Below are 23963 nucleotides of genomic sequence, written 5' to 3' on the forward strand. Positions count from 1 at the left end.
AGAGCACCGCCTGGCTGTGGATGCCAGGCCACAAGGAGGATGCCCAATGCGAATCAACCACCTTGATCACCTCGTCCTGACGGTGGCCGACCCGGCCAGGACCATCGCCTTCTACACCCAAGTCCTCGGCATGGAGGAAACCACCTTCAACGGTGGCCGGAAGGCCCTGAGCTTCGGAACCTCCAAGATCAACCTGCACCAGGCGGGCAACGAGTTCGAGCCGAAAGCGCACCGTCCCACACCGGGATCGGCCGACCTCTGCTTCGTCGCCGACGACCCACTCGACCAGATCGTCACGGAACTAGAGAGCGCGGGCGTACCCATCGAAGAAGGCCCCGTGACAAGAACCGGCGCAGTGGGCACAATCGTCAGCGTCTACGTGCGCGACCCGGACGACAACCTGATCGAGATCAGCAACTACACGTCGACCACGCCGCCGCACTCATGATGGCTCAGGGCCGACCGACGCACTTAACGCCGATGCGCACGGGCACACTTCCACGGCTCCGCCAGGATCGGCCTCAGGCGGGTTGCAGGCGATACCCCGTTGACCCGGCGGTTCACGTATCGCAAGCCGAGAAGCACCAGAATCACCACGAAGAGGTCGGTGAGTGTCCACAGTGACCACCACTCGTGCGGATGACCGTGCGACCACACAAGAACCGCCGACACAACACCACCGAGGATCGACAGGAAGGACAGAATCCGCAAGGTATGCAACAAAACCTCCGAGAACGCCAGGCGAAGCCGCTCCAACTCCACCCACCACGTTCTGCTGTGGCCGTGAGCACACCGTGAGACCCCGGTGAAAGGACTCTCATCCACGGCCGCCGCCCGCTTCTCCGTCGGTTGGCCGATTTGGCAGTGATTGTGCTCCCGGCGCAGGGGCGTGATCCCTATCATGGTGGCCTCATGACGGGCAGTGGCGATGGGGGCGAAGCGGTGCAGGGGCGGTATGACAGCAGCTCCGCCAGGCCAGAGGTGCACAACGCGGTCGGGGGAAAGGTACACGGACCGGTGGTGCAAGCCGGCCGCATCGAGGGCGGGGTCCACCAGCACTACACGGTCGGTTGGCAGTGGTGGGCCGGTGCGGTCGTGGTGTGGCTGATCTTGTTGGCATGCCTGCTGCTGGTCGTGCTTTCCGGTGAGCGGGCGCCTGGGTGGTGGCAGGTCGTTTTGCTGGCCGGGCCCGTGTTCACGGTGGGATTGCCGGCGTTTTGGTGGCTGTTCCGTCGTGCCCGTCGCGCGGGATTTCAGGGCCGTGTGCCGGAAGAAGCGTTGTCCTCACTCCGAAGCCAGGTTCGCCGTCAGTGGTTGGACGAGCTGGGAAGGCGGAGGTTGCAGCAACCTCGGCCGCTGCGCTTGCGGTGGCGGCCGACGTCTCGCCGGGTGCGGGTGGCGGCGTCCGACGGCGATGCCGGGCTTGCGTTTCAGCGGGGTGAACTTGTGCAGGACACCGGAGATCGTCGCCCCGCCGCCCATGCCCTGGTGGAGGCGTTTCGCCGGACTGAAGGCGAGCAATTGGTCGTGCTCGGTGAACCGGGCGCCGGCAAGAGCACCCTGGCACTACTGTTCACCCTCGCCTTCATCGAGAAACTGGAATCCTCGGCTCCGGTCCCAGTGCTGCTTACGGCGGCCGACTGGAACAGCCGTGAACCTGTCGAAAAATGGATCGCCAGGAGGATCAGCGAAGACTACCCGGTGCTGTCCCGGAGGCAGGCGCGGCTCCTGCTCGACGAGGGCCGGATCCTCCCGGTGCTGGACGGTCTCGACGAGATCCACGCGCAGCGGCTGGACGAGGCGCTGCCCGACCTCGACCGGTCCGCCGCCACAGGTCTCCAGATGGTGATCACCTGCCGCAGCAACGAGTTCGAGCGCGCCGTACGGAAGAACGGGGCGCTGTCGCACGCGGCGGTCGTCGAGATCGACCCCATCGACGTCGACAGCGCGAAGATCTACCTGGAGCAGGCTGAGATCGAGGACTCGAACCGCTGGGCCTCCGTCATCACGGCGATGGAGAACGATCCGGACGGCAACACCGCGAGTCTGCTGTCCACCCCGCTGATGCTCAGCCTGGCGCGCCGCGTCTACCGGCGAACCGAAAGCAGACCGCAGCGGCTCACCGAGTTCGCCACCCTCGCGGCCGCCGAGCGGCACCTGCTGGACGAACTCATTCCCAGCACCTACGAGGACGAACGGGAGTGGAAGCAGGCGCGGCGGTGGCTTGTTTTCCTCTCGCACCATCTCCACGATCGGATTCGGACGACCAACTTCGAGTGGTGGCAGCTCGCCCGCGCCGTTCCCCGGTGGGTGATCGCGCTACTGGCGGCAGTCCTGACGGGCGTCGCGGCTACGCCAGTCCTCGTGCTGGGCATCGTCACCGACCTCGGATATCAGATCGAGTTCCCCGTTCTGCTGGTGACTTGCCTGGCGGTGGCCGGAATGATCGGCCTGAATTTGGGGCGTTCAGCGTACGCCGTGGGGCCCTCCGAACGGCCTGTGCGGGCGGTGCTCGGTGGCGTATTGCGGGATCTTGCTGCTTTTGTCACGGCGTTCTGCGTGATCGCCACTGGCGCCCTGCTGATCTCTTACACAGCTGATCCGCAGGCGGCAGAGGGCACCGTGGTCTCTCTCGCGGTTTCGTGGCAGACGAGGCAGTTGCGGGACGCGCTGGTCGTAGTGGGCGCCGTCGTGTTGGCGGTCAGTCTGATCGCCAACGTGCTGTGGGTGCGCCACGGGGGGATGCCGCAGCGCAGCACGCCTCGGCTCCGCACGCTGATACCGAATCTCGTCGTAGGCGCGGCGGTCGGAGCCGTTGTCGTGATCAGCTTTGTCTTCGTGATCGAGGCAACCAGCGGTGCCGTCCGTGGGTCTGGGTCCGAACCCGAAGGCGTCGGCGTGATCAGTGGTGTTTTCGCGTTGCTCATCGGGCTTCCGCTTGGTGTGGCGCGGTGGGTGACCACTCCCGACGTGCAGCACGCGGCTCGTTCACCGCGCACGGTTCTCGGCAAGGATCGCGCAGCGCTGTTCGGGGCGGTCGGAGCCAGCAGCGCGCCGATCCTTGCCGTGTCGGTTCTGGCCTCGGTTTCTTCCGAGGAGGGGTTGCAGTGGCCGGACGTGCTGTTCCCGCTGGGGATCGGTTACGTGGTCGCCGCAGTTGTGCTTTTCGGCTCCGGGAACGCGTGGATGTCCTACACGATCGCTCGGCTGTGGCTTGCCGCCTGGGGATGCCTGCCCTGGCGTCTGTTTCGGTTTCTCGGCAGGGCTCACGAGGCCGAGCTCCTGCGCCAGGTCGGAGCTGTGTACCAATTCCGGCACGACAGGCTCAGAACGCACTTGGCCGAACGAGGGGCAGAAGGGAAGGTCCTGCCCCGCTTCGCCCTGACGGCGAACTCCCGCGGTGCGCCGGGTTCGACCGCACTCCAGCGCACGTCCTGGCGAGGCGTGGTCAGCACTGCCCTCGGAATCGGCGTCCTCGCCGGTACCCTTACATTCCTCTACCCGCCTCACGGTCCACAAACCGTGGCGGCTTTCACGCTCTACGATGTCGGGGTGCTGGACAAGGCGGCGTCCAGTCGTGACGGTGGCACCGTCGTGATCGCTGGCGACGCAACAGCGGTGCTGTCGGAGGGTCGGGTGACCCGTCTTCTTCCCGTGGCCAGCGGCGAGTTCTTGTCGCTCAGCCCGAACGGAGACCTGCTCGCGGTGCTCGGCTACGCCGGAGCTCCTCAGCTGGAGCTCTGGAACACGCGCACCGGTCAACGACTGCACACGCCAGGCCTGTTGAACTACCCCGGAAACATCAGAGGGATCGGATTCAGCCAGGACGGTGAAGTCCTCGCGATCAGGGATGAAGAACGCGGAGTAGCCCTGTGGAACGTCCACACCGACCAACCCGTCCAAGTCCTCCCGCACAGTGCACCGCCGGTGAGCACGGATGAATTTGACGAGGAGTCCTGGAGCTGGTTCAGTCCGGATCTCCGCACGATTGCCACAATCACCACCCGCTACGGCGGTGACACCGAGGCCGGGGGATCGACTCTGCAGATTCGGGACGTGCATACCGGAACGCTCACGCGCACGGTCCCCGATGTCGAGTGCATTCCCGAGTCGCCAATGCCATGCGGCCTGGCCGTCTTCTCCGAGAACCGGGTTCGCCTCGCCCGGGCCGGTGCGGACGAGGTGCAGGAACTCGGCGGCGATCAAACACCACGCAACACCAAGGTGCTTGGCGTTCCCGGTGAGTACAGCGCGGTGGCTTTCAGCCAGGACGGAAGAACTCTTGTGGGTGTTTACTCGTTTACTGGGGGCAGCCACAGCACAGGAGACGGTCCGATGATGACTGATCTGGTGCTACAGACCTGGGATGTCCGCGGCTAGCCGTAATTCCTCCTTGCGAGCAGCCCGGTGCTGTGTTGGGTGCCCGAGCAGATCGCGCTCCGCGCCCCGGAGCGAGAGCGGACGGGCTGCATGCGGGGGTGTTGGTGGCCGGGCTGTTGCGACCGCCGGGACGGCGGGTTCGAACCCACGACCCCTTGACCCCCAGTTATGACCGAACAAGGCGGCCACCAGCATAAACAGAGAAACCCCAGGAAACTAGGTGTTGTCCGCTACCGCTGAGAGCAGTACAACGCGGTTCAAACCGACCCGATCCTCCCACTTTCCTCCCACTGCCAGCGTCAAAACTTCCCAGGCTTTCCCCACACAATTGGGGTAAGCCAATAGTCGGGCTAGCTCACACACCGATCCGCGGAACCCGCGTCCTGCTGACAGCCATGGGCTCGACAGGGGACGGCCCGGATCCCATGGCAGTGAGCAGCTCGCCGAGCTGGTGAGGGGTCGGTGGCTGGCGAGCGCGGGTCACCGCTTCGCGGCACCCGTGAGGATGACCAGCTCGCGGAGCTGGTGAGGGCGAGCCCGGCGCCTATGACAACCTGGAGCGATCACCTGCACCAAGCCGAGCGGGAAAGACCCGTGATGGTGACCAGCTCGCGGGGCTGGTGAGAGGTAGTCGGTGAGGTAGGAGCCCTGGCTGTACTGCTGAGTCCCGTAATGGTGACCAGCTCGTGGAGCTGGTGAGGGGGCTGTCGTTTCACGGTACCGGTGCGCTGGGGTTTTGGAGATCGTCGCGAGCGGTACGGCCCGCACCCACCAGACATCAAGGCCACCGTGCTCGGCGGCGTAGCGTTCTGCCGCCCCTCGGCTCCCGAAGCGCACCTCCTGCCGCAGCAACGTGTGCACGATCTTGACCGCCACCAGAACCTCACCCTGCCCTTGCCGATAACCTCATCCGCCCTGGTGAGACGCGGCGGGCGCGGCGTAGGGGTAGGTCGACCGTAGTCGCTCGACCGGACGCTTTCGCCGCTGTCTAGCACCCGACATGCTGATCGACCGTGCTGCTGCGACTGGCCTACCTGGGTGTGGCGAATGCGTTCGCCGTGCTGCGCCTGCTGCCGATGAGTGACCGGGACAAGGACGTCGAGATCCTCGCCTTGCGCCATCAGATCACGGTGCTGGAGCGTCAGCTCGGTCAAGGGAGGGCGCGGTTCACCCCAGTGGATCGAGCGTTCATGGCGGCGCTACTGCATCGGCTGCCACGGAATCTGCTATGTAGGTTGCGGTTGCTGGTTCGCCCGGACACGGTGCTGCGCTGGCACCGCGACCTGATCACGCGCCGCCACGCGACTGTTTCCAAGCCAAAGCGTCCTGGCCGACCTCGCACCGTCCGGTCCGTCCGGGCCTTGGTGCTGCGCCTGGCGAAGGAGAACCCAAGCTGGGGATACCGCCGACTCCACGGCGAATTGCTCGTCCTGGGAGTGAAAGTGGCTGCCTCGACCGTATGGGAAATCGTGCAGGCAGCAGGGATAGACCCGGCACCCGAGCGGAACTCCAGCACATGGGCCGACTTCCTGCGCTCCCAGGCCGATGCCTTGCTGGCGTGCGACTTCTTCGAGACCGTCACCCTGTCCGGGGCGAGGATGTACGTCCTCGCAGTCATTGAGCACACCACCAGGCAGATTCGGATCCTGGGCGCCACCGCACACCCGACCGCAGCGTGGGTCGCCCAAGCCGCAAAGAATCTCGTCATGGACCTCGAGGACGCCGACCGCCGGGCGCGGTTCCTGGTCCGGGACCGCGACGGCAAATTTCCCGCCCTATTCGACACTGTCCTGTCGGATTCGAGGATTGAGGTAGTGCTCAGCGGCGTCCAGATGCCGAGAATGAACTCGATCATGGAAAGGTGGGTACAGACCTGCCGACGTGAGCTGCTGGACCGCACTTTGATCTGGAATCAGCGGCACCTGCTCCACACCCTGCGTGAGTTCGAACAGTTCTACAACTCCCACCGGCCTCACCAAGGCATCGCGAACACCCGCCCGCTGAACCCATTGCCGACTCCCATCGCAGACCCGGACAAGATCGCCCACCTCGACATACGCCGACGCGATCGCCTCGGCGGCATCCTCCACGAGTACGAGCATGCAGCTTGACCTGCACGGATGAGGTTTTCGGCAAGGGCAACGTCGGGTTTCGGGGGCGTTGGGCCGGGCGCAACGCGGCGTTCTGCGACTTGATGGTGCGCACCGGGATGCGGCTGACCGAGCAGGCTAGCCTGACGATCTTCGAACTTCCCTGCCACCCCTCGAGGCTCAACGGTCATGCCCGACTGCGGGGCCTGTTGTGAAACCGGCCCTCGTGGCGGCCGGTTGCTGGCACGGTGTTGACCATGAAGCGACCACACATCCCGCGGGCGGCGGGGCCGGGCCGGCGCCACCGAGCCGCGGCCCGTCGCAGCGGCGCCTCCGTACTCGGGCCGCAGCCACGACGCCAGGTGGACCTGACCCAGCTACTGACGCTGGGAGCCGTGCTGGTCACTCTGGCCCTGGCCGTCCCCAGCTACATCACCGCCCAGTCTCAGGCCCACCTCGCCGAACAAGGCCAGCTCACCGACCGGTTCAGCAAGGCCGTCGAGCAGCTGGGCTCGGACAAGCCCCAGATCCGCCAGGGCGGCATCTACGCCCTGGAGCGCCTCGCCCGCGACTCCCAGCGAGACCACCCCGTCGTGGTAGAGGTGTCGTGGTAGAGGTACTGACCGCCTTCGTCCGCGACACGGCCCCGTCTCGCCGCCCTCTCCCTGGAGAGGACCGACCTAAGCCGTGTCCCGCAGATCTTCCTGTGGCTAGCGATGTGCAGTCTGCACTCGCCGTCCTTGGCCGCCGCACCGCCGCCTGGGACTGGCGAACTCGGCTCGATCTGTCGTTCACGTGTCTTCACCACGCGGATCTCGGCGGAGCCCAACTCCACATGGCCGACTTCCGCGGCGCCGACCTCACCTGGGCTCACCTCCTCGAGGCCGACCTCTCCTATGCCGACCTCTCCGGCGCCGACCTCTCTGACGCCGACCTCACCAACGCGAACCTCCGCTTCGCCACCCTCCGCGACGCCGACCTCCGCAGCGCCGGCCTCATCAACGTCGATTTCACCCTCGCCAACGTCTACGGCGCCGACCTCGAGGGCGCCATCGTTGCCCCCGAGGAGCTGCAGCGCGCTATGGCGGGGGCCACGGGCCTCAGGGGATATCCGCCGGGCTGGCCGCCACGGTGAGGGAGGCCAGACCGGCCGCCGCACGGGAACTTGCCACGTCCACCGCACTCCTCCCCATAGCGAACACTGAACAGTCTCGAACACCCGCCATAACGTGACCTACCTGCCTCCGCGCAACCGGACCGTGGCCTACGCGCGTGACCGCCGACGGCCGGGACGCCACTCCCACGAGATGGGTTCCTAGCCGCGCCGATTCCCCCGGCCACACCACACTCATCGACATTTTTGGGGGCGGCGGCCTCCGGTGCTAAGGACTCTTCACGACCACAGCACCGGACCGCTCTCTGCCGCGTGCACGCCCCACCTGCATCGTCACATCGTCCAGGTCCCCGAGCGGGCTGCCAACAGCACTGCCGCACGGCCAGCGATGCAACGCGCGCAGCGTTGGCGATCAGAGCCCGACGAACATGTCTTGATGCAAGACCGCGACATGCCTCTGGGCGATGTCCGCGGCGGAGGCCGGATCGCGGCGGCGCAGTGCGTCGACGAGTTCGTGGTGCTCGCAGTTGGAGCCGCGTAGGTACTGCATGGGGTAGGGCAGGTAGTAGCGGTAGAGCTCCCGGAGCAGGCGCGCGTAGTTCTGCTGGATCGCGTCAAGCCCGGTTACGGCTGCGATCGTGAGGTGGAAGGTCTCGTCCAAGCTGTGGAACTCGGCCCAGTCGGCGGCTTGGTCCATGCGCTGCGTGAGCTGGTCCAGACGGTCGATGTCGGTGTCGTCGGCGTTTCGGGCGGCCAGGTGGGCGATGCCGCATTCAAGGACCAGGCGCTGGTCGATGAGGCCGTGCACCTCCGCGGCGACGGCACGGTATTCCTGGGTTTCCCGGACAGCACTGCGCGGAGGCGCATCGACCACCCGGGTGCCGCCACCACGGCCGCGACGGCGTTCCAGGACGCCGTCTTTGCACAGGGAGATCAGTGCGCGCCGCACGGTGATCTCGGAGACCTCCAGCGCGGCGGCGATCTTGTCGTTGCCCGGAAGCCATTCCCCGGGCTTGAGCAGTCCGAGGTCCACGGCCAACGAGATCCGGGCGCGGACCGTGTCGACTGCCGACAGCCTTCGGATGCCCGAAAGCGCGGAGGCAGCCAGCGGCACCGCCAGCTGCTCGGTGTGCGTGTCGTCGGGAACCGCGGGCATGGCATCCACGGTAGCTGATCAACCCGAAAATTGCTCAAGATGAGCAGTCTTGTTTAACTGCTCATCTTGGTCTATTTTTGTCCCCATCGATGGCAGGCGCCGCTCTGACCTGCGAAATCAGGAGGAAGCGAGTAAGGATGTCCCGACTGTTACCGCTGACGCTGGCGCAGGTGCCGCCGCAGGAGGCGACCGCACCGGTGTCGGCATTCGCCGCCGAGGTGCAGCGGCTCGTTGCCCGCTACCCGCAGACGCGGCTGGTTGTGTATCCGGAGTTGCACCTGTGCGGTGTCGAGGACACAGGCCCGGCGCGGACCGCCCAGTTACAGGAGACGGCCCAGCCGTTACGGGGTCCTCGGACGCGGCAGCTGGCTGAGCTCGCGGGCGATCTGGGGATTTGGCTGGTGCCGGGCACCGTGTGTGAACGCGGGGAGAAGGGACAGCTGTTCAACACCGCCCTGGCGTTTTCGCCTGGTGGCGACTTGGCGGCCTGGTACCGCAAGATCTTCCCGTGGCGGCCGTACGAGCCGTATGACCCGGGGGATCGTTTCGTTGTCTTCGATGCGCCCGGATTCGGGCGGCTTGGCCTTTCGATCTGCTACGACTCGTGGTTTCCCGAAGTCGCCCGCCATCTGGCGTGGATGGGCGCCGAAGTGATCATCAACCCGGTGCAGACCACGACCAACGACCGTGAGCAGGAGATCGTGCTCGCCCGGGCGCACGCGATCGCGAACCAGGTCTTCGTTGCCAGCGTCAACGCCGCCGCACCTGTAGGTACCGGCGGCAGCCTGATCGCCGACCCCGAAGGTCGCCTGCGGCAGCACGCCGCCGGCAGCGGAGCCGAGGTGCTCACCGACGTGGTCGACCTCGATGACGTGGCCCGGGTCCGGACGTTCGGTACCGCGGGCCTGAACCGCATGTGGTCGCAGTTCAGCGACACCGACTCACCTATCGAGCTACCGCTTTACCAGGGGCGTATCGACCCCCGCACCTGGCATCCGGCGCCCCCGGGCGGGCGCTCTGCCTCCACAGCCGCTCGGCTGGTTTCCCGCCGCAACGACGCGGCCAGCTTCTAGGAGCCCTTCCATGCCCGAAGTACCGCCGTCGCTGCGACGGACGCTGACCGTGAGATCGGTCGTCCTGTTCGGACTGGCCTACATGACCCCGCTGATCGCCCTGGGCACATTCGGAGTCGTCGCCGAGGAGACTCACGGCGCGGTTCCCACCGCTTACCTGCTGGCCCTGGTCGCGATGCTGTTCACTGCCTTCAGCTACGGCAAGATGGCTGCCACCTACCCGGTCGCCGGATCCGCCTACACCTACGCCCGCAGGGCACTGGACTCGCGCGTGGGTTTCCTCGTCGGCTGGGCCGTGCTGCTGGACTACTTCTTCCTGCCCATGGTGATCTGGCTGCTGGGCGGCACCTACCTGCAGGCGCAGTTCCCTTCCGTCCCGTTCTGGTGCTGGATCGTCGCGTTCATCACGCTCACCTCGTGCCTGAACGTGCTGGGAATCAAGGTCGCCGACAAGGCCAACTTCCTGCTCATGGCCTTCCAGTTCCTGGTGATCGCCATCTTCGTCGTGCTGTGCCTGCGCCACGTCAGCACCATCCACGGCGCGGCCGGGGTGGTCAGCACGGCCCCGTTCGCCAATCCCGCCACCACCGCCGCGGGCATCTCCGCCGGTGCCGCTTTGGCGGCCTACTCCTTCCTCGGCTTCGACGCCGTCACCACCCTGACGGAAGAATCCGTCAATCCGCGCAAGACCATCCCCCGGGCCATCCTGCTCATCACCCTCATCGGCGGCGGCGTCTTCGTCCTGGTCACCTACAGCGCCCAGCTGGTCCACCCCGGCAGCACCTTCGCCGACCCGGATTCCGCCGTCTTCGAAATCGCCACGGCCATGGCCGGTGACCTCGCCGCCGCGGTCCTGCTCGCCGGGTTGGTCATCGCCCAGTTCGCCTCCGGCCTGGCCGCGCAGGCCAGCGCCGCGCGCCTGCTGTTCGCCATGGGCCGTGACACCGTCCTGCCGCGCAGGATCTTCGGTTTCCTCCACCGCCGATTCCGCACGCCCGCACTCAACATCGCGCTCACCGGAGCCGTAGGACTGGTCGCCCTGTCCCTGGACGTCTCCACCTCCACCTCCTTCATCAACTTCGGGGCCTTCACCGCCTTCACCGCGGTCAACCTCAGCGTCATCGCCATGTTCATCCGGCAACGCAACACCGGCGGCCGACCGGCATGGTGGTCCCATGTCCTCATCCCCGCCGCCGGAACACTGATCGACCTCTGGCTGCTGATCAATCTCGACCCCGCCGCGCTCACACTCGGGGCCATCTGGCTCGCCGCCGGCATTGCTTACCTGGCGTACCGCACCAGTCTCTTCCGCAAGCCCCCACCGGAGTTGTCCACCACCGACGACAACGAACAAACCCGCACTGGCACACATCACGAGGAACCCAAACCGGCGAACGGCTGATGCACCGGCTGTGCTGTCCGAGTCACGTATCTCGGCCGGCTGAGAAATACGCAGTCTCCTGGATGGAGCGGAGTGGTCGAACCGGCCGAGGATGGCAGCCTCCGCAGACTGCCAGCCGCAAGGGAGAAAGCCGCAATGACGCGAACGCGCAGGATTGTCGCAGCACTGGGTTTGGTCACCGGTGCCGTGGTCGGGACCGCACTGGCACAGCCGGCATCCGCCTCGGCCGCCCCGTTCAGCGGTTCTGCTGCATGTCCGGATCTGGAGGTGGTGTTCGCGCGTGCGACCGGTGAGCTGCCGGGCCTCGGCACGGTCGGCAGGCCGCTGGTGTCCGCAGTGCAGCGGGAACTTCCGGGGAAGTCTGTCGGGTCATACGCGGTGAACTACGCAGCCTCGCTCGACCAAACGAGCGCAGGACCTGGTGCCACGGACATGACCAACCACGTCACCCAGCGGGCAGCCTCCTGCCCGGACACGAAGTTCGTGCTCGGCGGCTTCTCCCAGGGAGCCAGCGTCACCGACATCGCTGTCGGCATCCCCGGACTGGGCATCGGCCGGGAAATCCCGAGCAATCTCGTCGGCCGTGTCGTCGCGATCGCGGCCTTCGGCAATCCACTCGGCGGTCTGTATCAGAAGACGATCACGGGCAGCAGCCCGGATTACGGCCCGAAGGCTCTGGAAATCTGCAACGCCACAGACCTTGTGTGCGGTGGGCAGGGGACTTTGGGGCCGGGCCTCGGTCACTTCTCGTATCCGTTCGACGGAAGCGTCGACCAGGCGGCGCGCTTCGCCGCCCAGCGCTTTGTGCAGGCACAGCGAGTGAGTGGGTAGCACTCTGTCGAGGTGACGACCGCGGCTAGCAGCCTGTCCGCGGTGCGGTACCAGTGATCGAGCCGGGTGGCGGGTCCGCAATGGACTGATGGGATGCCGGATCCGCTGGCACGCCGTGCCTTTGGCCTACGGGGTACGTGAATGGGATGCGATCCAGGCGGCGATTTGGGCTCGCGTTTTGAAGTCCAGTTTGGTCAGGATGTGCTGGACGTGGGTGTCGACGGTGCGCAGGGCGATCACCAGCTCATCGGCGATGTCGCGATTGGTCAGGCCCTCGGCCACGAGCTTCGCGACTTCCGATTCACGGCGGGTGAGCGGGCTTGGTGGCGCGGCAGCGGCCGGCAGGGGTTCGGTGGCCGGTTCGCCGAGGGCGTACCGGATCGCGTCGGCATCCGGCAGTGCGCGTCCCGCGGCGAACGCCTCGTCGAACCGGGTATCACCAAGTGAGCTGCGGGTGTTCTCGATGTGTTTGCGATGGGGGACGGACACGGCAAAATCCGGCGCGGTCCCGATCCGGTTCCAGAAGGTGTCGGCGATGCCGAACAGGGTGGCGGCACGGAGGTGGTCACCTTGGCGGTCGGAGATCCAGGCCAGGGTTTCGACCCGGTAGGCGCGGCCGTGCAGAGCACTGTCGTGCAGGTCAAGCCGGAGGGCCTCGGTAGCCGCGTCGGTGGCGGTACGGACCTCGCCGAACTCGACCTCGACCATGGCCTGCCCGAACAGCGACATCGCCCGGTAGAAGGTCTCTCCGCGCTCGGTGGACAGCTCGTACATGCGGCGCAGCGATCGGCGTGCCGCTGGGAGGTCGCCGTCGCGGTAGGCGATGGCGACTCCGTGGATGAACAGTGGGTGCATTTCGGCTCGCAGGTCGCCGTGCGCGCGGAGGACGGCGCAGGTTTCGGCGGCCAGATCGACCGTTTCCGGTTGTACGGTGAGCATGGCTGCGAAGCTGCGTACGTGCAGGATGCGGGCCCTGAGCAGTTCGTCGTCGAGGGTTGCGGTCAGGGATTCGGCTTCGTCGATTCGCCGGGCCATACCGTTCAGATCGCCGAGCCAGAGGGTGTGCAGGGCGCAGATGCACAACGCGGGCACGCGGTCGGGGTGTGCTGGCGGTGCGGCGGCGAGGGCTCGATCGAGCCAGGTCCGGGCCTCGCCGGGAAGCCCGCGCAGCAGCCAGTACTCGAACGGGTTGCCGGCCATGGACAGCGCCCCACCCGCCTCGTCCGGTGTGGACAGTGACCAGTCCAGGGCGGCGCGCAGGTTCGCGTGGTCCCGGCTCAGCCGGGTGATCCAGTGGGCTTGCCGGTCGCTGAACCATTCCGCGTCGGCCTGTGCGGTCAGCCGGGCGAACCAGTTCCGGTGCAATCGAGCCACCCGGTCGCGATCCCCCGCCTGGTCCAAACGTTCCTGGCCGTACTCGCGCAGTGTCTCCAGCATCTGGTAGCGGACCACGTCGCCGTGATCCCGGCGGACCAGGATGGACTTGTCCAGCAGGCTGTCGATCAGCTCCAGCACGCTGCTCGGGTCGATGGCGGCGTCGCCGCACACGTAAGTGGCGGCGTCCAGATCGAAGGATCCGGCGAACACCGCCGTCCGCGTCCACACCGCTCGTTCGGCCGGTGTGCAAAGCTCATAGCTCCAGTCGAGGGTGGCCCGCAGCGTCTGCTGCCGTTGCGGGGCGGTGCGCGGAGCGGAGGTCAGCAGGCCGAAACGGCTGCCCAAGCGGTCCAGGATCTGCGCCGGCGACAGTGAACGAATCCGGGCTGCCGCCAGCTCGATCGCCAACGGCAGCCCGTCCAGTCGCTGACACAGCTCAGTCAGCGTGGCGCGAGTGTTCTGGTCGTCGTCCACCGCCGTCGGCCAGACTGCCCTGGCGCGATCCAGGAACAACTCCACTGCCTGCGGCATCGGCAAGGGCGATACCGGCACCACCTGCTCGCCGGGCACCGCGAGCGACTGGCGGCTGGTGGTCAGCACACTGACCCGCGGGCACTCGGCCAGCAGCTCGGCGGTGAACCCGGCACAGACGTCGATGAGGTGCTCGCAGTTGTCCAGCACCAGCAACAGCACACGACCCCGCAGATGATCGATCACATGCTGCCTCGCCGAGATATCCGGCAGATCGTGCAGGCCGAGCCGGTCCGCGACCAGGTTCGGCACCAGCTCACCGTTGCGGACCTGCGCGAGTTCGACGAACACGACGCCGTCCGGGAACGCGCAAGCCGTGTCCCGCATCGCCCGGGCCGCCAGCCGGGTCTTGCCCACCCCACCGGGACCGGTCAACGTCACCAGCCGCGTCGAGCCCAGTAACCGGCGCACCTCGCCTTCCTCGTCACTTCGCCCGACGTAGCTGGTCAGCTCCGTCGGTGGCGAGGCCGCGACGCGGGCTTCACCGGCACGGTCGACAGAACTCACGGGACCGGACGACAGAATTCCCACCTCGCTCCCTAGGAAACGCGCCCAATCTAGCCGAGCCCGAAGTCCCTGGACGATCAAGACACGCTGTTTGGCGGCGGTTCCCAAACAGCCCACAAAGGATTCCGTGTCATACCGGGGCGAAGCGCGTCGCTGAGGAGGCAAGAAGCTGCGGCGGGAGTCACAAGCCAGCCGGAACCCGCGCTCCCCGGACGGGGTCGGGCGGATTCCGGCTGTGGCTGGGTGGCGGCCGACTACGAGCGGGCCGCCGTGAGCGCGGCGAGCACCTGGCGGGCCTGGTCGTCCGTGCCGGCGGCGTTCGGATGCACCGGGCCGGCAGGCGAGGTGGGCAGGATGCCCTCGATCCATTTGATGCCCGGGGGCTGGCAGATGTCGTGGCCGATGCTGCTGGTGTAGGTGTCGGCGAAGGTCGCGTCGTGTGCGGCGGCCTGCTCGGCCAGGACCGTGTTGAGCAGCTTGGTGATGTCGCGCAGGTAGGGCGCATCCCCATCGGAGATAGGGATGAGCGGCCAGCAGTTGGCGCCGGAGTCGGGCATCACCGCGGGGTAGCCCACGAGCACGATCTCGGCCTGCGGGGAGCGCTGACGGATTCCGTCGAGCACCTTGCCGACCTTCGGGCCGACCGCGCGCACCTTGGCGGCCAGTTCGTCCTTGCCGCCGCCGGTGTAGAAGTCCTTGCACGGCGAGCCGTGTGGCACGAATGCGCCGCGGGCTCCGCAGTTGTTCACTATCTCGCCGAAGGGGATGTCGTTGCCGCCGATTCCGACGGTGACCAGGTCGGTGTCCGGCTTCAACGCGTTGAACTGGGGCGGGTTCCCGGACTGCAGCTGGCTGCTGGTCATATCCGGAGTCGCCGCGCCACCGCAGCTGACGTCGGTGAACGAACGCGGTGCGAGTTTCGCGGTGACCAGGGACGGGTAGTTGTGGTCGGAGCGGAAGCACGGCAGGTTGATCACGTTCGGGATCAGCGTGCCCGAGGTGTACGAGTCGCCGAGCGCGACATAGGAATCATAGGAGCCGGTACGGCTCGCGGCGGCGGACCCTGCGGTCAACGCGGTGGTCAGCAGGGTGATCGCGGCAAGGCTGGGCAGTGCTCGGCGCACGGCTTACTCCTCAGTCGGGGCGGCAAAACGACGACCTGGAGCCTCGCGCAATGCCAGTACGTACGGCATCCGTGATACGGCGTAGATTTCGCAAAATCATGGTCCGGCCCGATTCAGCCGCTACCGGCAGCGCGAGCAGCCCCACGAACGCCTCATGAGTAGGCGTTGGTGCTGAACGACCAGCCAGCCGCACAGGTTTCGACAGGTCTTGCCGGAATCATTTCAGGATCCGGGTGGCCGTCCGACGTGCCTGATCAGCCAGACCGGTGAGGATCTCGCCCATTAGCCGTGTGAGCCGTCGATGGACTTCGCCAAGCACGAGGACGTCGCCGGTCTGCGTGACGTTCTGCGTGGTCACGCCCCAGTGCACCCAGCGCCCGTGGTCGTCTCCGGCCACGCGGGCCAGTTCCTCGATCAGCGGGGTCAACGGGTGGCTGCGTCGTCGGATTCCGTCCCGTACCCGGGCGCCAGGTCCAGACGGTCGACGTGGCACGCTGCGCTGATCGCTTCGGCCGAGACCTGCGGGATCGTTCCCTGCCCTGCCTGTTCCAGCGCCAGCGCTGTTGGTGGCGGCGATGCCGCGCACGCGGCGGAGTCCGGAGTCTTCCGGCTCGTCGGCACGAAGGCCGTAGAGCACCCGTACCACCAAGGTTGCCTTCGCTGCGCGTGGCACGAAGGCAGAGAGGACCCGGCTGCTCGTCGAAGATCGGCTGGATCACGCACAGGTGCATCAGCGTGTGCGGCACACTGTGCGGCGTGGCAGCGGAGTACGAGATCCACAACCACTCCAGTGGCCCGGCCGGGACCAACGTTCAGTTCGGCGTCAACAAGGGCACCATCTGGTTCGTCGGTTCACCGGCGCGGTCGAGTGCCGAGGACGCGAGGGAAGGACGGTTGCGGGACCTCGCCGCTGAGGTGCGCTCGGCCTGCGATCGGGAACTGGAGAAGTGGGGACTCCGTGACCGGGACGCGTTGCCGGTGCGCTGGCACACCGCCACGGACGACCTGTTCGACCACTGGACGAAGATCCAGGACGACGGGGCACCGGTATCGCTGGACGGGCGGTTCACCACGATCCGGCACACCTACGAGACGGTCGAATCCCGGCGGCTGGTGATCCTCGGGCGGGCCGGTGCCGGCAAGACCGTGCTCGCCCACCGCCTCATCCTCGACCTGCTCACCAACAACCCCACCGGCCCGGTGCCGGTGTTGTTCAGCCTCGGCGACTGGAACCCCGCAACTGAGCTGCGGGCGTGGCTTGCCGAGCACCTCGCCCGTGACTTCCTGTTCCTGGACACCCCGGACGTAGCCGGGAAGAAGCTGGCCGAGGTCTTCGTCGAACGCGGGCTCATCCTGCCCGTCCTCGACGGCTTCGACGAGATCCCCGCAGACCACCACCCCAGCGCGATCCGCCAGATCAGCACTCTCGACCTGCCGCTGATTCTCACCAGCCGCCCCGGCGAATACTCCCGCGCCGCCCACGAGATCAAAGCGATCGGCGGCGCCGCGGCCATCACGCTCGAAGACCTCACCCTCGACGAGACCCACCAATACCTGCGCCAGAGCACAGGCAAACGCCGTGGCCCTGCCTGGGATGCGGTGTTCAACCAGCTGCGCACCGCGCCCGATGAGCCCGCGAACCGGAATCTCACCGCCATGCTGACCATGCCGCTGATGGTCATGCTCGCCCGCACCGTCTACAACGACAACCAGGGCCTTGACCCCGGCGAGCTCCTCAACATCGAACGCTTCCCCACCGCCATGGCCCTGGAAGACCACCTCCTGGACGCCTACCTCACGACCGTCTACACGCGCCGAACACGACGTACGAACTGGGACTCCGACCAAGCACGTCGCTGGCTCGGCTACATCGCCACCCACCTCACCCAACGCGACACGCACGACCTCACCTGGTGGAATCTGCCCGCGACCCTGCACAGGCGCTCCCGCATCCTCATCACCACAGTTGTGGTCGGGCTCGCGGTAGGGATCGTCTACGGCCTCGCCGTCAGGCCCGCGATCGGGCCCTTGGTCGGACTCACGGCAGGAATCACGGTGGGGATCGCGGTCGGGCCCGTGGGCGGGCTCGCGGTCGGACTCACCAACGAAGTGGGATTCTCCCGCGGGCCTACAGGGCGGGAACCGGAACGACTACGCCTGAGTTTGCGCCGGAGAGCCCCGAAGTCACTCTCCTGGTTGCCCCGCAAAAGATCCGTGTCCGAGTTCACCAGCGGTGTGGCGGTCGGGGTCGGGCTCGGGCTCGGATACGGGCTCGCGTTCGGACTCGCGCTCGCGCTCGGGGGCGAGATCGGGATCGGAATCGCGATCGCGCTCACGTTTGGGATCACGATCGGGATCGCGATTGGGATCGCGAACGGGCTCGCAGGAGTTGTCGTGTCAGCTTTCGGAGATGCCTACGACCTCCACGCCACTGATCCGTGGACACTCTTGAACCGTGACCGAACGATCACACTCGCCCGAACGGCCGCGGCGGCGGTGCTCACGATGGCGCTCGTGGTCGGGATCGCGACCGGGATCGGGCTCGAGACAGCGCGCGGACTCCTGTTCGGACTCGGGTTCGGGCTCGTCATCGCACCAGTTCGCTTGGCATTCTCGGCATGGGGAAGCTGGCTGCTGTTCACACGCCTCTGGCTACCGCTGACCTGCCGCCTACCGTGGCGCCTAAAACGATTCCTCGTAGACGCCTATGACCGCGGCGTGCTGCGCCGAGCGGGCTCGGCCTACCAATTCCGCCACGCACGACTCCGCGACCACCTCGCCGCTCAAGGCCAAAGCTAGCCCTGCAGCGCATCGTGGATCGCCACATGACCATCTCAGGCCCACACCTTGATCGGTTCGTCCCAATCGATGCGGTGTTCGCGGATTCCGGCAGCGGGCATAGGGGCGGATGTTGGAGAGCTTCAGGGAAGTTCTCGCCTCGCCGGTGAACTGACTCCCGGCAGATTTGACTGCGACAGGGTTCTGCTCGTGGGCCTGGTTGAGGAACTCAATGCAAGCTTTCGCCAATCCGGACAAACGACTCCTCTGGGAACAGTCGCTTCTGCCATCGCAAGCACAGCTCAACGTCGCGGTCGACTTCGACGGTTGGCAGCACCTGCGCCGCCCGGGAGACCACCAGCACCGCCCCGCGTAGCCACGACACGGCAAACACTCACGGATCCTGCAACCTCTTCGATCTATGCGATGAATTCCGGCTTGAGCCAGAACGAGTTCAAATCTGTGCCGCTCAGACCGAGATGGACACCTTCGGCGATCTCAACCAGTTCCTCCGAGCAAATGTGGTTACGCGTGACGCGAACCAGTCCAGTTCTCTTGTCAAAGAAGGCATCCCAGTTCACCCGTGCGATGGATACAGAAATGGACTCTTCAAGCGGAGGGTCGTCAATCTGAACAATGACCTCGGCGGGTTTGGACTCGGGAAGTTTCAGGTTCGCCGGATTCCAGGAGGTCTTCGGCAGGTAGCCCCACACGTAGAGGGCACGTCCGGTTCCCACGGCGACTTCCAGCTGCAGGGTGTCGGCGACAAGGCTGGTCCGCCCCTCCGCGCCCACTCGTTCAACGAGGTCCTCGACATTTTCGGGGCGGAATGCGAACCCGTGGTCGGACTCGGAGTAGGTGAGGGTGCCGGCGAGGCTGCTCGCCGGCTTCACCAGAAACTTGTGCACCATATCTACCTGACGAAATTGAAGTGAAGGATTGTGCTCGCCATCTTCAGATCGCCTACGTGGATTCTCGACGCCAGTTCGGCCGGGCTCTTTCCGTTGGCTCCGGCGACGGAAATTGTAGTGGAATCCGGTTTCGGGGTCTGCGTACTGGCCAGCGAAGCGCAGCGGCGTGGAGGCGCCTGCTCGGCTTTGGTGTGTTGTGACTCCCCAGAGAGTGGTGCGGTGGCACCAGACGATTCCGCCTTGATCGTTGATCAGTTCCGCTGAAGTGGGGGCCGTTGGGGCTCCGTCGGTGTGGGCCTGCTCTGCGAGGACCGGGCCGTCCCAGATGAACTCGATCTGCTCCAGCAGCCTGGCATAGCGCTCGGTCCATCCCGACGCTGCGGAGGTCTCGCGCGCCGCGGCGATCCGCGGCAATCTGGCGCGACAAAGTGGTTGCTGCGGAAGTAGCCGATCTGGCCTTCGACCTCGCCCTTCTCGTGAGCGCCGCCAACACCGGGCCGGCAATAGAAGCTTTCGATCCCGAAGTGCCACCTGAACACGATCCACCGGTCGGTCTCTACCCTCGCCCGGCTCGGCCCTAGCAAGGGCGACGGCGGCCTTGGGGTTGTCGTAACAGCGGAACCCCGCCCAGAGCCAGTGCATGGACGTGGCCTTCGAAGAAGGCCACCATACCGGGCTGGTGGGGCTGAGCACGAACGTCTCCACCGGCGCGGTGACCGCATGCCGTTGCTTGCGCGGCGCGTGCCCTTCACGTCACACCAATAGCTGACGACGGCCCGAAGCAGGTCTTCTCGACGAGCGGCCCGCGTTTCCGTTGCGCAGCATGTTCCCAGGGGGTTTCTTCCGCTAGGGCGGACGGCAAGTCGAATGCTCAGTCAATCAACCGCTGTTAGCGATCCTGAGCAGCTTGCGCAGGGGGGCGAGTGGACGCATGTGCGATGAATCTCGGGTATCGGATCAAGAAAGCTTTCGCTGCCGGCAGTTGGAAGACTTGTGCCGGGTCATCAGCGACGGGTCGTGTTCCGCTCTGTCGTTGGACGTGTTCGACACCGTGCTGTGGCGCCGGGTTCCGCGCCCGTCGGACGCTTTCGGACTGCTGGGCGGCCGACTTCGCCGAGCGGGCAGCTGCCCGCCGTGGTTGAGCGACGCCGCCTTCCGGCGCATGCGCGTGGACGCGGAACGCGAGGCGCGCAGTCGTCGTGGCTCGCTGGGATGCGAGGTCTCGCTGTTCGACATCTGGCGCCGGATGCCGCTCACTCTTTTCGGCGGGATGGAACTGGAAGAGCTCGTGCGGGCCGAGGTCGGGCTCGAACACGCGCTGACGGTCGTGGACCTGGACATCGCTTCCATCGCCGACCTGGCGCGCAAGCAGAGCATTCCGGTCGTGCTTGTGTCGGACACCTACTTCACCGAGGATCAGCTGTCCCACCTGCTGACCCGCCCGGAACTCGAGTCGCTGGAAGGCGTGCGCGTGTTCCGGTCGCAGGCGCACGGCGTGAGCAAGGCGGACGGCCTGTGGCGGGTCGTGCTGAACGAGCTGAACCTGCGCCCCAAGCAGTTGGTGCACGTCGGCGATGACCGCAGAGCGGACCACAAGGTCCCGAGCGCGCTCGGGATCCGCACGGTCCACTACCGGAAGGGCGACAGCGGTTTCGACGAGCTGCTGCGGCGCGAGCAGCGGGACACCGACCTGCTGGGGACGTTCGACCCGCTGCTGGATCCCGAGCACGGTGACTTCGGAATGACGAGCCTGCGCGCAAAGACCCTGCGATCCGGTGCTCGGCATGGCTCTACCCCGGAAGGCGCCGGCTGGCGGTACGGGGCCGCAGTCCTCGGGCCCGTCTTGACGGGGTTCGCTGAGTGGGTCGCGCGGACCGCGCACGACACCGGAACACCCGTGGTGTGGTGTCCGATGCGGGAAGGTGAGCTGCTGTCGACGCTCGTCAATGAAACCGCCCGCGTTCGGGGACTGGCCGTGGAGGCGAAGCCCCTGTGGTTGTCGCGGCACGTGACGTCGATGGCCATCGTCGACTCGGCCGACTGCGAAGCTCTCGCCGCGTTGATCAGGCGCGGTTATCGGCTGAGCGTGCGCGAAGTGCTCGACATGCTGCGCCTGCGTCCGGGTGAGGTGCCCGGTCTGGCGCACATGCTCGACACCGTCCTGGACAACGACCACACCATCGACCGGGTCTGCCACACGTTGACCGAGACACCGCACCTGCGCAACCGGCTGGCGACGACGGTCGCGGCGAGCCGGGACCGCCTCGTGACCGCGCTGCGCGGCTGCGGCGCGCTCGACCAGCCCGAACTGGTGCTGGTCGACCTCGGCTGGGCAGGCACGACCCAGCGGCAGCTGGCGCAGGCGCTGCGCCTGGCCGGAGTCGACGTCCAGGTCTCGGGTCTGTACCTGGCGACCCATGAAGGTGCCTCGCAGGTTCACCTGGCCGGGCTGCGGCTGGAGAGCTACCTCGCCCAGGCCGGCCAGCCCGCCGACGTCGCCCTTCCTGCCGCCCGCAGCCCCGAGGTGCTTGAACAGTCGGTCAACGCCACGTGCGGCTCGTTGGTCGACTACACAGCCGACGGGCAGCCGATCCTCGGTCCTTGGGTGGACGACCCCGGGCAAACCGCGCAACGCCGTGCGGTCCGCGACGGCGTGCTGTCCTTCCAGCGGATGTGGAACCGCTACGCCGAGAACTCGGTACAGAACTGGCCCGAACTCGCGGGATCGGCGAGCAGGCAGCTCGGCATGATCCTCGCGCACGCGTTGCGCACACCGACCGCGGACGAAGCGGGGCTGTTCGGCGGCTGGCGGCACGAGGACAACTTCGGGTCCTCGGTCGTCACGCGGCTCCTGCCCGAGGACCTCGTCGCCGCCATCCCCTACCTGTCGCCCGGCGATCTCGAAGAGCTGGACATGCGGGACGCGTTCTGGCCCCGGCTCATCGCCGCGTCCGACACCCGGCTGAGCGCGGCGGCCCGTGCCCTGGACACCGGCTTGGTCGACGCCGCCATGTTCGAGCCCTCGATCGAGCCGTGCGAGACCCGGCTTCGCTGGCGGACGGCGGACGGGCAGTGGTGCGACGGCCCGCGGTGCCCGGTGCGGATCAACCACAATGGACTTTCCCACGCGCGGCTGCTGCTCAACGAACACGACGTCGCGGAGGTGGCGCTGGCGATACCGGGCAGGCCGGCGATCGTGCGGGTGGACTGGATCGAGGCCAAGGTCCTCCCAGCGGGTCGCAACGCGCCGGAAGTGCTGCGCTGGGACACCGCCGAGGACATCGCCTCCCTGGTCATGGCCGAGTGCATCTACCTCGGGGGCAACGTCGTCGAGTTCGAGTCGCGGCATTCGGCGGTGTGGCTGCCGCTGGCCGCGCGCGGCGGAGGGCCGGTCAGCTCCGCGCAGATCAGCATCGGTTTCGCCATGCTCCCGCGGTCGATGTCGCGGCTGGAACCCCGCATCCCGCCCGTGGCGCGGATCGGCAGGCTCACCCAACGGGCGCGCGCGGAGTACCGTGCCCGCGGTCTCGCCGGTCTGGTCGCCGGGGCTGGGCGGATCATCTCCCGGCGGCTGGCAGGTGTCCGATGAGCTTCTCATTCGACTGCCCGCATCGCATCGGCAGCAGGCACGACCCGCACGCGCAGACCCGGGAGGCGCGTCAGCAGGAACTGCTGCTGCATTCCATGTCGGTCTACCGCGAGCTGTTCGAGCTTGTCTTCGAGCACCGCAGGATCACCACGACCGTCGAGATCGGCGTCGAGTCGGGCCGCGGCAGTGCGATGTATGCCGAGCTCGGCGCGTCCGACGTGTACTGCGTCGAACCAGAGCCTTCCGACGAGCTGCGGTCGTACATGGGCGAGCAAGACGCCCTCCACCTGGTGGAACGCCCTTCTCCCGAAGCGCTGGACACCATTCCGATCGCCGACTTGTACATAGTGGACGGTGACCACAACTACGCCGTGGTGCGCAGGGAACTTGACTGGATCCTCAACAACGCTCCGGACGCCGTGATCGTGCTGCACGACGTGCTGTGGCCATGCGCGCGGCGAGACCTCTACTACGAGCCGTCGTCCGTGCGGCCGGCGGAAAGACATCCAGCCAGTGCGGACGGGCCCACCGTCTGGCACGACGAACTGACCCCCGCCGGCTTGGTGGGGCTGGGCGCGTTCCGCACCGCGAAGCACGCGGGCGGTGAACGCAATGGCGTCATCACCGCGGTCGAGGACGCATTGGAGCAGGCACCGGACGACCGGTGGCACTGCGTACTCGTACCCGCGGTCTTCGGGCTCGGTCTCCTCGTCCGGCGCACGGACACCAGCGCCGAAAACCTGGTGGAGGCTCTGCGCCCCTACGGCCGGTCACGTCTGCTCGCGGCTATGGAGAACAACCGGATAGCCCTTTACACCAGGGTCCTCCAGCTTCAGTACGAGGCGGCCGGGCGCGCGGTGGACGCCGACCGACTGGCGGAAGAGATCGCCCGCGCATCGAACGAGAAGCAGAACCTCGCCACCGCCCTGGACGAGGCCGTCGCCGAGTCGGAGGCGCTCCGGCGGCAGAACCGCCTGTTGAGACAACAGCTCGACGACCTGGCCAACCGGACGGTCGCCAACCGCATCCGGGCCCGGTTCCGAGGGACGTCGCCTGGCCGGTTCGCGATATCGGCCGAAGATTCTCCTTCCTAGCAAAGG

General features: G+C 66.8%; 17 protein-coding genes. 11 read left to right on the forward strand and 6 right to left on the reverse strand.

The window, feature by feature from the left end; genetic code table 11:
* Nucleotides 1–46: 46 nt before the first annotated feature.
* Nucleotides 47–448 (forward strand): VOC family protein, encoded by a 402-nt coding sequence (locus ABD691_RS11750; protein ID WP_344679612.1) that lies wholly within the window; start codon nucleotides 47–49, stop codon nucleotides 446–448.
* 23 nt (nucleotides 449–471) lie between these two features.
* Here the strand turns inward: ABD691_RS11750 and ABD691_RS11755 are convergent, their stop codons facing one another.
* Nucleotides 472–762 carry a hypothetical protein gene (locus ABD691_RS11755; protein WP_344679613.1) on the reverse strand — a complete coding sequence of 97 codons (291 nt, stop codon included), beginning with the start codon at nucleotides 760–762 and terminating at the stop codon, nucleotides 472–474.
* Nucleotides 763–912: 150 nt separating this feature from the next.
* Between ABD691_RS11755 and ABD691_RS11760 the strand changes: the two genes are divergently transcribed.
* From ABD691_RS11760 to ABD691_RS11775, 4 genes are all read left to right on the forward strand, one after another.
* Complete coding sequence (locus ABD691_RS11760; RefSeq protein ID WP_344679614.1) at nucleotides 913–4380, forward strand: NACHT domain-containing protein; 3468 nt, start codon at nucleotides 913–915, stop codon at nucleotides 4378–4380.
* Between the two features lie 1013 nt (nucleotides 4381–5393).
* Complete coding sequence (locus tag ABD691_RS11765) at nucleotides 5394–6491, forward strand: integrase core domain-containing protein (RefSeq protein ID WP_344679615.1); 1098 nt, start codon at nucleotides 5394–5396, stop codon at nucleotides 6489–6491.
* A gap of 236 nt (nucleotides 6492–6727) precedes the next feature.
* Nucleotides 6728–7084 (forward strand): hypothetical protein, encoded by a 357-nt coding sequence (locus ABD691_RS11770; RefSeq protein WP_344679616.1) that lies wholly within the window; start codon nucleotides 6728–6730, stop codon nucleotides 7082–7084.
* 104 nt (nucleotides 7085–7188) lie between these two features.
* Nucleotides 7189–7605 carry a pentapeptide repeat-containing protein gene (locus ABD691_RS11775; protein ID WP_344679779.1) on the forward strand — a complete coding sequence of 139 codons (417 nt, stop codon included), beginning with the start codon at nucleotides 7189–7191 and terminating at the stop codon, nucleotides 7603–7605.
* A gap of 391 nt (nucleotides 7606–7996) precedes the next feature.
* Here the strand turns inward: ABD691_RS11775 and ABD691_RS11780 are convergent, their stop codons facing one another.
* Nucleotides 7997–8740 carry a FadR/GntR family transcriptional regulator gene (locus ABD691_RS11780; protein WP_344679617.1) on the reverse strand — a complete coding sequence of 248 codons (744 nt, stop codon included), beginning with the start codon at nucleotides 8738–8740 and terminating at the stop codon, nucleotides 7997–7999.
* A 137-nt stretch (nucleotides 8741–8877) separates the two neighbouring features.
* On the opposite strand from ABD691_RS11780, the gene ABD691_RS11785 reads away from it, so the two are divergent.
* From ABD691_RS11785 to ABD691_RS11795, 3 genes are all read left to right on the forward strand, one after another.
* Nucleotides 8878–9813 (forward strand): carbon-nitrogen hydrolase family protein, encoded by a 936-nt coding sequence (locus ABD691_RS11785; protein WP_344679618.1) that lies wholly within the window; start codon nucleotides 8878–8880, stop codon nucleotides 9811–9813.
* A gap of 10 nt (nucleotides 9814–9823) precedes the next feature.
* A complete protein-coding gene (locus ABD691_RS11790) occupies nucleotides 9824–11215 on the forward strand; it encodes an APC family permease (RefSeq protein WP_344679619.1) in 1392 nt (463 codons plus the stop codon).
* A gap of 135 nt (nucleotides 11216–11350) precedes the next feature.
* Complete coding sequence (locus ABD691_RS11795) at nucleotides 11351–12046, forward strand: cutinase family protein (protein WP_344679620.1); 696 nt, start codon at nucleotides 11351–11353, stop codon at nucleotides 12044–12046.
* Between the two features lie 126 nt (nucleotides 12047–12172).
* Here ABD691_RS11795 and ABD691_RS11800 read toward each other — a convergent pair whose 3' ends face one another.
* The 3 genes from ABD691_RS11800 to ABD691_RS11810 form a co-directional block, all read right to left on the reverse strand.
* On the reverse strand, nucleotides 12173–14461 hold the full coding sequence (locus ABD691_RS11800) for an ATP-binding protein (protein ID WP_344679621.1): 2289 nt from the start codon (nucleotides 14459–14461) through the stop codon (nucleotides 12173–12175).
* Nucleotides 14462–14715: 254 nt separating this feature from the next.
* Complete coding sequence (locus ABD691_RS11805) at nucleotides 14716–15585, reverse strand: SGNH/GDSL hydrolase family protein (RefSeq protein ID WP_344679622.1); 870 nt, start codon at nucleotides 15583–15585, stop codon at nucleotides 14716–14718.
* Nucleotides 15586–15802: 217 nt separating this feature from the next.
* Nucleotides 15803–16012 carry a hypothetical protein gene (locus tag ABD691_RS11810; RefSeq protein WP_344679623.1) on the reverse strand — a complete coding sequence of 70 codons (210 nt, stop codon included), beginning with the start codon at nucleotides 16010–16012 and terminating at the stop codon, nucleotides 15803–15805.
* Between the two features lie 329 nt (nucleotides 16013–16341).
* Here ABD691_RS11810 and ABD691_RS11815 point away from each other — a divergent pair, with 329 nt between their 5' ends.
* Entirely contained in the window at nucleotides 16342–18384 is a 2043-nt protein-coding gene (locus tag ABD691_RS11815) for an NACHT domain-containing protein (RefSeq protein WP_344679624.1), read from the forward strand.
* A 398-nt stretch (nucleotides 18385–18782) separates the two neighbouring features.
* On the opposite strand, the gene ABD691_RS11820 is transcribed toward ABD691_RS11815, so the two are convergent.
* Entirely contained in the window at nucleotides 18783–19688 is a 906-nt protein-coding gene (locus tag ABD691_RS11820) for an RHS repeat domain-containing protein (RefSeq protein WP_344679625.1), read from the reverse strand.
* A gap of 625 nt (nucleotides 19689–20313) precedes the next feature.
* Between ABD691_RS11820 and ABD691_RS11825 the strand changes: the two genes are divergently transcribed.
* Complete coding sequence (locus tag ABD691_RS11825; RefSeq protein WP_344679780.1) at nucleotides 20314–22863, forward strand: HAD family hydrolase; 2550 nt, start codon at nucleotides 20314–20316, stop codon at nucleotides 22861–22863.
* Nucleotides 22860–23957, forward strand: coding sequence for a class I SAM-dependent methyltransferase (locus tag ABD691_RS11830; RefSeq protein WP_344679626.1), 1098 nt, complete (start codon nucleotides 22860–22862; stop codon nucleotides 23955–23957). Before ABD691_RS11825 ends, ABD691_RS11830 begins: the two co-directional genes overlap by 4 nt.
* The last annotated feature ends 6 nt before the right edge of the window (nucleotides 23958–23963 follow it).

It is taken from the genome of Saccharopolyspora taberi (genome assembly GCF_039534165.1).
In the GTDB taxonomy this organism is placed as follows: domain Bacteria; phylum Actinomycetota; class Actinomycetes; order Mycobacteriales; family Pseudonocardiaceae; genus Saccharopolyspora_D; species Saccharopolyspora_D taberi.

Bases quoted from the DNA above. Each gene is read 5' to 3' on its own strand.
- ABD691_RS11750 (WP_344679612.1), top strand. From the start codon at position 47: ATGCGAATCAACCACCTTGATCACCTCGTCCTGACGGTGGCCGACCCG.
- ABD691_RS11760 (WP_344679614.1), top strand. From the start codon at position 913: ATGACGGGCAGTGGCGATGGGGGCGAAGCGGTGCAGGGGCGGTATGAC.
- ABD691_RS11770 (WP_344679616.1), top strand. From the start codon at position 6,728: ATGAAGCGACCACACATCCCGCGGGCGGCGGGGCCGGGCCGGCGCCAC.
- ABD691_RS11780 (WP_344679617.1), bottom strand. From the start codon at position 8,740: ATGCCCGCGGTTCCCGACGACACGCACACCGAGCAGCTGGCGGTGCCG.
- ABD691_RS11785 (WP_344679618.1), top strand. From the start codon at position 8,878: ATGTCCCGACTGTTACCGCTGACGCTGGCGCAGGTGCCGCCGCAGGAG.
- ABD691_RS11790 (WP_344679619.1), top strand. From the start codon at position 9,824: ATGCCCGAAGTACCGCCGTCGCTGCGACGGACGCTGACCGTGAGATCG.
- ABD691_RS11795 (WP_344679620.1), top strand. From the start codon at position 11,351: ATGACGCGAACGCGCAGGATTGTCGCAGCACTGGGTTTGGTCACCGGT.
- ABD691_RS11830 (WP_344679626.1), top strand. From the start codon at position 22,860: ATGAGCTTCTCATTCGACTGCCCGCATCGCATCGGCAGCAGGCACGAC.